The sequence below is a fragment of the Fusicatenibacter sp. genome, from assembly GCF_050872605.1.
Classification (GTDB): Bacteria; Bacillota; Clostridia; order Lachnospirales; family Lachnospiraceae; genus Fusicatenibacter.
In genome coordinates, this window is sequence record NZ_JBNMHD010000037.1 from 25,570 (window position 1) to 34,583 (window position 9,014).

Below are 9,014 nucleotides of genomic sequence, written 5' to 3' on the forward strand. Positions count from 1 at the left end.
GAGTGGTATAGTGAGAGTAAGATTTTATTTTATCACAAAGGAGAATTCTGTCATGAAAGAAACGGTTTTAGGCAGTCATCTTAGAAAAGTTCCTTCGATTGCAGTCGGATGCATGCGGCTTTCCGAAAAATCGAAAGACGAGATGAATCATTTTATCCATTCCGCGCTGGAACAGGGCGCATATTTCTTTGATCATGCTGATATTTACGGCGGCGGCATGAGCGAAACAGTTTTCGGTGATGCATTTGCCTCCGATCCTTCCCTGCACCGCGAGGATGTTCTGATCCAGTCCAAATGCGGCATCCGCCAGGGCTGCTATGATCTGTCAAAAGAGCACATTCTGGAATCTGTGGACGGTATTTTAAAACGGCTGCAGACGGATTACCTCGATCTTCTGCTGCTCCACCGCCCGGACGCGCTCGTGGACCCGGAAGAAGTTGCCGCGGCGTTTGATGTTCTCTTTGAGAGCGGAAAGGTCCACTATTTCGGCGTTTCCAACCACAAGCCGATGCAGATCGCGCTCCTGCAGAAATATGTCCGCCAGCCGCTCGTTGTCAATCAGGTACAGTTCAGCATTCCGGTTTCCAATCTTGTTGCCAACGGCATGGAAGTTAATATGGAGACACCGGGCTCGGTTGACCACGACGGAAGTCTGCTCGACTACTGCCGGCTCCATGATATTACGCTTCAGGCGTGGTCGCCGTTCCAGATGCCGTCATGGAAGGGATGCTTCCTTGGAAGCGACGAGTACCCGGACCTGAATCAGAAAATCCGCGTGCTGGCCGAAAAATACGGTGTCAGTGATACCACGATTGCAGCGGCGTGGATTCTGCGCCATCCGGCGAATATGCAGCTCGTCACCGGTACGGCAAGTGAAAAACGTCTGAAAGAGATTATTGCAGCGTGTGATATTACCCTGACACGCGAAGAGTGGTACGAACTGTATCTGGCAGCAGGCCATCCGCTTCCGTAAGGATCTCCGGGGCTGTACAGACTTATTGACCATATTCCATTCCTGATTCGCGCAAAAAGCATTCCTGCTTCGTTTTATCCCGGCAGGAATGCTTTTTCGTTTTCTATTCTTTTTCTATCATCAGATCTCGCCTACCAGATATCCCTGTTTTCCATCGCGCAGGAAGATCGGCAGTGTCTCGATCGGGGCGTCGATTTCGTAGGATTTTCCGCCCTCGTAAACCTCTCCGGTATTTGCCAGTGTCCAGGATGCGCCGGACGGCAGATAGACGGTGCGGCTCGTTGCTTTCGGCTGAACGATCGGGGCTACAAGAATGTCGGAACCGAACATGTAAGCATCGGAGATATCCCAGCACGCTGCATCCTCCGGGAACTCATAGAACATCGTTCTCATGACCGGTGTTCCTTTTTCGTGTGCTTCTGCCATCAGGCTTCTCGTGTAATCGCGCATTTTTTCACGGACACCAATGAATTTTGTCAGGATTTCATAGTTTTTCTCTCCGAAGCTCCATACCTCGTTGTCAGCTCCGGTTCCCTCACGCACTTCGCCTGCCTTGTTGATGATCTCTTCTCTCGGTCCGCGGTTTCCGTGAATACGCATAACCGGGCAGAAAGCGCCGAACTGGAACCAGCGCACCAGCAGCTCCTGGAAGTCCGGATCGTCGGTCACACCGCCGTGGAATCCGCCGATATCGGTTGTCCACCACGGAATGCCGCACAGTCCCATATGAAGACCTGCGCAGATCTGTTTACGGAAGTCCTCGTAGGTTGAGAAAATATCCCCGGACCACACGAGCGCACCGTATTTCTGGCTTCCGAGCCATGCACAGCGCACAAGGTTGACAATGTCTTCCTGCCCGTTCTCTTTTTGTCCTTCGTAGAACATGCGGGAATACTCTCTCGGGTAAATATTTCCGATCTCTTCCACCGGGCCTGCGGCGTAGCGGTAGCACTCATACTCGTACGTCGAAAACTCCGGCTCTGCTTCATCCAGCCAGAACGTGCGGATGCCGAGATCTGCATAGTTTTTCTTTACTTTCTCCCAGACATACTTTCTCGTTCTCGGATTCGTTGCATCCAAAAAGACATTATTTCCATGGAACAGCATCTGAACATCAACACCTGCATTACTCTTCACAAGAAGTCCCTGCTGTTTCATTTCTTCGTAATTTTCACTTCTCCAGTCGATCTGCGGCCAGATGGAAACCATCGTCTCAATGCCCATCTCGTGCGGCTCGTCGATCATTGCCTTCGGATCCGGGAAGTATTCCTCGTCAAAACGGTAATCACCGCATCTTGGCCAGTGATAGTAGTCGATCACGAAAACATCCAGCGGAATGCCGCGTTTTTTGTACTCGCGCGCCACATTCAGTACCTGCTCCTGATTGTAGTAGCGCAGTTTGCACTGCCAGAAGCCAAGACCGTACTCCGGCATCATCGGAACTTTACCAATGGCATCTGCAAAGTGCTCTTCAATTTCCGCCGGGGTATCGCCTGCGGTTACCCAGTAGTCGAGCTGCTTTGTGGTGCGTGCCAGCCATTCCGTCGTGTTCGTTCCGAAATGTACTTCGCCGACCGCTGCATTGTGCCACAGGAAACCGTAGCCAAGGCTCGATACATAAAACGGAATGCTCGCCTGCGAATTGCGGTGCGCCAGTTCCAGGTTGCATCCCTTCAGGTTCATTCGCTCCTGCTGATACTGTCCCATACCGTAAATCTTCTCATCCGGGTTGGAATCGAAGGATACTTTCAGCTGATAAGCGCCGCCCTTTAATGCACGGTAATCGTGCGCCCGCAGGCAGAGCGCTCCGCCGTTTGCGATCTCGGAGAGCAGCACCTCACCCTTCTGATTCAAGAACGTAATCCGAAGCTTCTGTCCCCACGGCTGAAGCTTGAGAACCGCCTGGATTTTACCGTTTTTGATCGTCGCTTTCAGCTCATCCACCAGCTCAATCTCCGCTTCCACCGGCTCCGGATCAAGCAGTGCAATGCTTCCCTCTTCAATCTCCGAAAGAAGCGTACCTCTCACCCGAAGGCTGTCCTTCTGCCACGGCTCCACCCGAACCGTCTCCCCATCCTGCCGGAAAATCAGCGCATTTCCCTGTTTCTCAAAATACTGCATAAAAACCTCCCTTTCCAGAGCCCGCCGCCCATAAGCGCACGTGGGCTCTATTGTTTTCGTTTACTTTCTACTTAGCATTATACTAACATTTCGAGCAGAATACTTGACCTTAATTTTCATGTTCTAACACTATTTTGATCTTTTTTCAGCAAATCAAAATCCCCGCCATAATCAGCAGGGATTTTAATTGATACTGTAAACACTAGATATTTACCCGAACATAATTATTCATATTGCCTATTGAAGTGACATCCCTTTCTTAAGGAATCGGAATTCGCCTTTGCGTAAGCTCTCCTGTTTTCAATTTTTCCTGTTTTTCTTCCTTAAGCTTTAAAATGCATGGACGAACATATGGGTCATAAATTTTTGACGTTTGGAAAACATGTCCATTATACACCAGGGTATTATCCGAATATTGAAACACAAGCGCCATTTGTTCCATTTCATCTCCATAAAGTAAAAAATACCAATTGTAATCAAAAACTATTCTTTCTGTGATTTTTAAAGAATTTGGAGTCTTCTGATATTTCATTTTCCCATCATAAATAGACGAAAGAATTTCCTGCATTTCTTTTGGGTGATCCTCTCGCGTAATACTCAGGGACATACCATAACCCGTATCTTCCGGAATATAAATATAAATCTGTGACACTCGTTCTACATCAAATGTTTCGATATCCCTTAGTATCGTATCATTCGATTTCTTTGAGATAAAATCTGTGCACATCAAAAAAGTATCCGTTGATCCATGCTCTGGTCCAACAATCTCTTTCTTATTTTCTTCAAACCCAGCAATACAAGCGCATACAATAACAAAAGCGCAAAAAATAATAATAAATTTACTTATTTGTTTCATTTTCATATCTCTTAGTCTTGTTACCGCTTTGATAAATATCCCGATAAAGATAATCCTGTCCCATTTGAACTTACGTAGAAATAATTTGTTCCTTTTTGTGCTGATGAAAATCCTACTTCTGGATCCATAATATAGACCGTTGGATAGCTGTCTGTATTTATACCATGAATAACCATTGCGTGGCTGAAGGAAGCACTGGTCCACTTTGTAATCATTGGATATCCTGCATTAATATTATTATAAATAGTTGTATTAGATGGTGCTGAATTACTTACAACTGGATATTGATAATTGTAAAGCAAATTCATTAGGTATTGACACTGTTCCAAAGAGGCCTTGTTGTTAAAATTATTGCCATATTGCGCTTTTGCTATAGTTTCTACTGATTTAGTTGTTCCCGTCACTTTTTTCATAGTGGACGATATGCATGCAGCCCAACAGGTATTCGAATAAATCTGATTTACATAACTAACAGTTATCTTGGCATACGAACATACACTCGGCATATTATAATATTTTAATTCTTGTGTATCAAACTGTACTTCTCTAGAAATATTGTTTGATAAATATGCTTTAAAAACATCACTGCATGACTTAAAACTATCTCTTCTTGGAACTTCTGTAGAAAATTTTGATATTTCCCAAGCGTCATTATCGCTTATCGCATAACACTTCTCCGCATCAAAAATCAATGCTAAAACTTCACTCGAAGACGCCTCCAGTTCCTTTGTATACATTTGGCTTAACTGTATAACAGATTTTTCTGAATTTTCCGAATAATTTTCAATTGCATTTAGAAAAATACTATCATCCGAATAAATAGGAATTATTCTAAAAGGTTCCAAAACCAGTTTATCTGCTATATATTCATAACATGGAATTGCACTTCTAACAGTCAAGACTCCAAAATCCGAATTTTCATATCCAAACAATATAGGGTTTTGCCTTAATTCATTAATCGAATTTTCAATTTTAGAAGTAGGTAACGGGGAAAATTCCATCTCATTTGCACTGACATCTTGAACACTACATCTTAAAGCAATAAATAGAACTACTCATCCCAAAAACAAATTTTCTTTATCTTAGCTCGAAACATATTCTTCTCCTTTCTTCGTTCTCCCTTCGCATTATAAGTTCATCTAAAAATCTATTGGTTTCCCCCTCTTTCTCTGTATTTTCCGACATTTTATACGTTTTTATTATACTTTTTCTCTTTATATGCTGTCAATCTATTTTTTTAGATTTTTTTCAGATTTTAACTAACATTTTTGTCATTAAGCAAACAAAAGCGACTGTTTTCAATACAATCGCTTTTATAACTATTCTTACCTTCTATATGATATTTATAACCTACTCCGCCACATATCAACACCGTCTTTTCTCTTCGCAGGCAAATATCCATCATCCTGCAATCCACACTCCCACGAGCCTAAATATTCTCCCTGTCAGGAAACAGCGCCCTTTCGGGCACGTCTTCCCGTCCGTCCCCACCCTCAGCAGGGGAAAGGCGGGCTGTGGGCAGGGCGCCTTTCCCCTGCGTCCGTTTTTCAACGCAAAGAACCCCCGGAGCCATACAGCCCCGGGGGTTCTCATTCTTTCATTTATTATGCAAGCTTCAAAGTATTAACCTTAACTCCAGGTCCCATAGTAGGAGCCAGAGTAACGCTCTTCAGGTACTGTCCCTTCAGAGTAGCCGGTTTTGCTTTGTTGATTGCACCGATCAGCGTCTGGAAGTTGTCGCTTAACTGCTCCTCAGTAAAAGAAGCTTTTCCGATTGGCACGTGGATAATGTTTGTTTTGTCAAGACGATACTCAATCTTACCTGCTTTGATCTCTTTAACGGCTTTGGTAACATCCATAGTTACGGTACCAGCCTTCGGGTTTGGCATTAAACCTTTCGGTCCAAGTACACGGCCCAGACGACCAACAACACCCATCATATCCGGTGTAGCAACAACAACGTCGTAATCAAACCAGCCATCGTTCTGGATTCTCGGGATCAGCTCCTCAGCTCCAACGAACTCTGCACCTGCTGCAACAGCCTCATCAGCTTTTGCGCCTTTAGCGAAAACAAGTACACGAACCTGTTTTCCGGTACCGTGCGGCAGAACAACTGCTCCACGGATCTGCTGGTCTGCGTGACGTCCGTCACAACCAGTTTTGATGTGAACTTCGATTGTCTCGTCAAATTTAGCAGTAGCTAATTTCTTAACTGTGGAAATAGCATCTGCCGGATCGTACTGAATGCTACGATCAACTGCTTTTGCAGCCTCTAAATATTTCTTACCATGTTTCATTGTCTAATAACCTCCTGGTGGTAGTTGCGGGAATCTCCCTCCCACGTCAATACGAGAAGATGTAAACTCTTCTTCTAAATTAGTCCTCTACAACGATACCCATACTTCTTGCGGTACCTGCGATCATGCTCATAGCTGCCTCAACAGTTGCTGCATTCAGGTCTGGCATCTTCATCTCTGCGATCTCACGAACTTTGTCCTTAGAGATAGTAGCAACTTTCGTTTTGTTCGGAACGCCGGAACCAGATTTCAGGTTGCAGGCTTTCTTAAGCAGAACTGCTGCCGGAGGAGTTTTGGTTATGAAGCTGAAACTTCTGTCTGCATATACAGTGATAACTACAGGGATGATCAGGTCTCCCTTATCTGCTGTTCTTGCGTTGAACTCTTTGGTAAACTGTACGATGTTTACTCCGTGCTGTCCAAGTGCAGGTCCAACCGGTGGTGCTGGTGTTGCTTTACCAGCAGGAATCTGTAATTTGATATATCCTGTAACTTTCTTTGCCATTTTACGGCACCTCCTAAATAAATGTGGTAATTGCGGGAATTTCCCTCCCACGAAACGCCACTGGGGCATTTCTTACATCTTCTTGACTTCTGCGAAACTTATTTCTACCGGCGTTTCGCGGCCGAACAGCTCAACATTGATGGTAACCATCTGTTTTGTATCGTTGATACTCTGAATCAGTCCGGTTGTATCCTTCCATGCGCCGCCTGTTACAACGACTGCATCGCCAACCTCAAGGTCAAGCTCAACCTTTTCCTCACCACCGGTGATTCCAAGGTTCACCATTTCCTCATCCGTAAGCGGTACCGGCTTGGATCCCGGTCCTACGAAGCCCGTAACACCTCTGGTATTGCGGACAACATACCAGGTATCGTCGTTCATGATCATGTTGATCAGAACGTAGCCCGGAAACAATTTCCGGAGTACCTGTTTCTTGGTTCCGTTCTTGACTTCAACAACTTCTTCCATAGGAACACGTACTTCCAAAATCTGATCCTCAAGATGACGGTTCTCAATTGTTTTCTCAATATTGGCTTTTACTTTGTTTTCATAGCCCGAATAGGTGTGGACTACATACCAGTTTACTTCTGACATTCTGACACCTTTATCCTTATTTGATCAATAAATTGACGAACTCGATTACAGCGCTGTCAACCAGGGTGATTAACCCGCAGGTTACTGCAGAGATCGCTACGACTGCAACGGTCTGCTTGCCCAGCGTTTTGTTGTCAACCCAGATGATTTTTCTGAACTCTGCTTTCAAGCCCTTGAACCAGCTCTTTTTGGATGCTTTTTTTTCAGTTTCTGCCATTGGATCACCTCTTACCAAAGATTATTTGGTTTCTTTGTGCATTGTGTGCTTTTTGCAGAATCTGCAGTACTTCTTTGTCTCCATTCTCTCAGGATGGTTCTTTTTCTCTTTTGTCATGTTGTAATTACGCTGTTTGCATTCAGTACATGCCAATGTGATTTTTACGCGCACGACTTCCACCTCCACTGTGTATTTGCGTTATCGCTTGTGATCCTTGCGGATCAGCGGCGGTCTCTTCGTTTTTGCCCTGCTTTTGCTGCTCGTACTTCAGCAATTTCAGGCATAAAAAAAAGACCTTCTTCCATGTCGCTGGTTTATTGTAGCATACGAACCGCCTCTTGTCAACAAAATTCCCCAAAGTACGCTGAAAATTTTTATCAGTGCGATTCCGCCCGCAAGTCGGTCTGCAGGCGGAATCACATTTGGGTTACGCATCCGATCTGGAATATGCGTTTTTCATCTGGTTGCTGAGTTCAAAGAGTACCTTGTGCAGTGTTGCACCCGTCTCTTTTTTCAGCATTTCAGCGATTTTGTTGTTTGCTTCTTCTCTCAATTGTGTCTGTTTTGTTTCGTCTGTCTCCCCCGCAAGCAGCGCATCGTACTGATGGATCAGTGCATGGCCTTTTGCCATCACCTTTTCCTGATACCGCTCAATGTGGAAGATAGAAGACTTATAGGATGCATCTGCCATTGCTGCCACCATGCGGCTTGCCCAGTAGAAGTTATCTGTGGAAACCTCTCCCGTTGTGTTGGAAAGATAATCCGGTGTTGTCGTCACATCGGTGTAGAACGGAACCAGCACATTGAATGCATTTGACGCAAATGCAATCCACTGCAGAATGCCGTTGTCTCCTTTGTGATCCGGACGCATCTGGATGACAGAAAGGAAATCGGTCCGATTGACACCGATGGAGCGGTATGCCCCTTTCCACGATTTATCGCCGTATGCGGCATACGGGTCGTACGGTGTTCCCTGATAGTGGGAGGACAGTACGTATTTCACATCCTCTACGGTGATCTTCTTCTCCGGAACCATCATCCACGGAATATCGTCAGATACCGGTGTGTAATCGGCATCCGGTCCGTCCCATTTTTTCGTGTGCGGGTTCAGATAGCGCTCCATGAACCAGGCACGCGGTGTATTGTAAACGTGATCGGAATCATCGTGGCTTCCGAAAGCATCGCGCGGATTAAAATTTCCATCCATAGAAAGATCCAGATGATATGTTTCAATAAATTCTTTCAAATCCGCTGAGCACATATATTCCTTCTGCCCGCCGAGTGCATCCTCCAGATCAAAATGGTCGATACCAAGCTGGTTCGGCATGGCCACATAATGGTCATCCGGCACTTTCACTGCCATCCAGTGATGGCCGCCGATCGTCTCCAGCCACCAGATCTCATCGTGGTCCTGAAATGCAATGCCGTTCATCTCGTATGTACCATACTGC

10 protein-coding genes are annotated in these 9,014 nt (G+C 45.4%); 1 reads left to right on the forward strand and 9 read right to left on the reverse strand.

All coding sequences use genetic code 11. The features are described 5' to 3' along the window. The first annotated feature begins 52 nt into the window (after positions 1-52). Positions 53-973 carry an aldo/keto reductase gene (locus tag ACY2VT_RS11135; protein WP_461879942.1) on the forward strand — a complete coding sequence of 307 codons (921 nt, stop codon included), beginning with the start codon at positions 53-55 and terminating at the stop codon, positions 971-973. A 120-nt stretch (positions 974-1,093) separates the two neighbouring features. Here the strand turns inward: ACY2VT_RS11135 and ACY2VT_RS11140 are convergent, their stop codons facing one another. From ACY2VT_RS11140 to ACY2VT_RS11180, 9 genes are all read right to left on the reverse strand, one after another. Then, positions 1,094-3,094: a glycoside hydrolase family 31 protein gene (locus tag ACY2VT_RS11140; RefSeq protein WP_461879943.1), complete on the reverse strand. Its 2,001-nt coding sequence runs from the start codon at positions 3,092-3,094 to the stop codon at positions 1,094-1,096. Between the two features lie 259 nt (positions 3,095-3,353). Continuing rightward, on the reverse strand, positions 3,354-3,950 hold the full coding sequence (locus ACY2VT_RS11145) for a hypothetical protein (RefSeq protein ID WP_461879944.1): 597 nt from the start codon (positions 3,948-3,950) through the stop codon (positions 3,354-3,356). Positions 3,951-3,970: 20 nt separating this feature from the next. Further along, positions 3,971-4,951: a papain-like cysteine protease family protein gene (locus ACY2VT_RS11150; RefSeq protein ID WP_461879945.1), complete on the reverse strand. Its 981-nt coding sequence runs from the start codon at positions 4,949-4,951 to the stop codon at positions 3,971-3,973. 603 nt (positions 4,952-5,554) lie between these two features. Continuing rightward, positions 5,555-6,247: a 50S ribosomal protein L1 gene (gene rplA, locus ACY2VT_RS11155; RefSeq protein WP_022463246.1), complete on the reverse strand. Its 693-nt coding sequence runs from the start codon at positions 6,245-6,247 to the stop codon at positions 5,555-5,557. Positions 6,248-6,326: 79 nt separating this feature from the next. After that, positions 6,327-6,752: a 50S ribosomal protein L11 gene (rplK, locus tag ACY2VT_RS11160; protein ID WP_022463245.1), complete on the reverse strand. Its 426-nt coding sequence runs from the start codon at positions 6,750-6,752 to the stop codon at positions 6,327-6,329. A 72-nt stretch (positions 6,753-6,824) separates the two neighbouring features. Beyond that, a complete protein-coding gene (gene nusG / locus ACY2VT_RS11165; RefSeq protein WP_022463244.1) occupies positions 6,825-7,346 on the reverse strand; it encodes a transcription termination/antitermination protein NusG in 522 nt (173 codons plus the stop codon). Positions 7,347-7,362: 16 nt separating this feature from the next. Continuing rightward, complete coding sequence (gene secE, locus ACY2VT_RS11170; RefSeq protein ID WP_022463243.1) at positions 7,363-7,563, reverse strand: preprotein translocase subunit SecE; 201 nt, start codon at positions 7,561-7,563, stop codon at positions 7,363-7,365. A 21-nt stretch (positions 7,564-7,584) separates the two neighbouring features. After that, positions 7,585-7,734: a 50S ribosomal protein L33 gene (rpmG, locus tag ACY2VT_RS11175; protein WP_055219257.1), complete on the reverse strand. Its 150-nt coding sequence runs from the start codon at positions 7,732-7,734 to the stop codon at positions 7,585-7,587. Between the two features lie 256 nt (positions 7,735-7,990). After that, on the reverse strand, positions 7,991-9,014 hold a 1,024-nt coding region (locus ACY2VT_RS11180; RefSeq protein ID WP_461879946.1), incomplete at its 5' end, for a C69 family dipeptidase.

What these genes read in the sequence shown, in the direction of transcription:
- secE (WP_022463243.1), bottom strand. Translation starts at nt 7,563, where the DNA reads ATGGCAGAAACTGAAAAAAAAGCATCCAAAAAGAGCTGGTTCAAGGGC.
- rplK (WP_022463245.1), bottom strand. Translation starts at nt 6,752, where the DNA reads ATGGCAAAGAAAGTTACAGGATATATCAAATTACAGATTCCTGCTGGT.
- nusG (WP_022463244.1), bottom strand. Translation starts at nt 7,346, where the DNA reads ATGTCAGAAGTAAACTGGTATGTAGTCCACACCTATTCGGGCTATGAA.
- rplA (WP_022463246.1), bottom strand. Translation starts at nt 6,247, where the DNA reads ATGAAACATGGTAAGAAATATTTAGAGGCTGCAAAAGCAGTTGATCGT.
- ACY2VT_RS11150 (WP_461879945.1), bottom strand. Translation starts at nt 4,951, where the DNA reads ATGGAATTTTCCCCGTTACCTACTTCTAAAATTGAAAATTCGATTAAT.
- ACY2VT_RS11145 (WP_461879944.1), bottom strand. Translation starts at nt 3,950, where the DNA reads ATGAAACAAATAAGTAAATTTATTATTATTTTTTGCGCTTTTGTTATT.
- ACY2VT_RS11135 (WP_461879942.1), top strand. Translation starts at nt 53, where the DNA reads ATGAAAGAAACGGTTTTAGGCAGTCATCTTAGAAAAGTTCCTTCGATT.
- ACY2VT_RS11140 (WP_461879943.1), bottom strand. Translation starts at nt 3,094, where the DNA reads ATGCAGTATTTTGAGAAACAGGGAAATGCGCTGATTTTCCGGCAGGAT.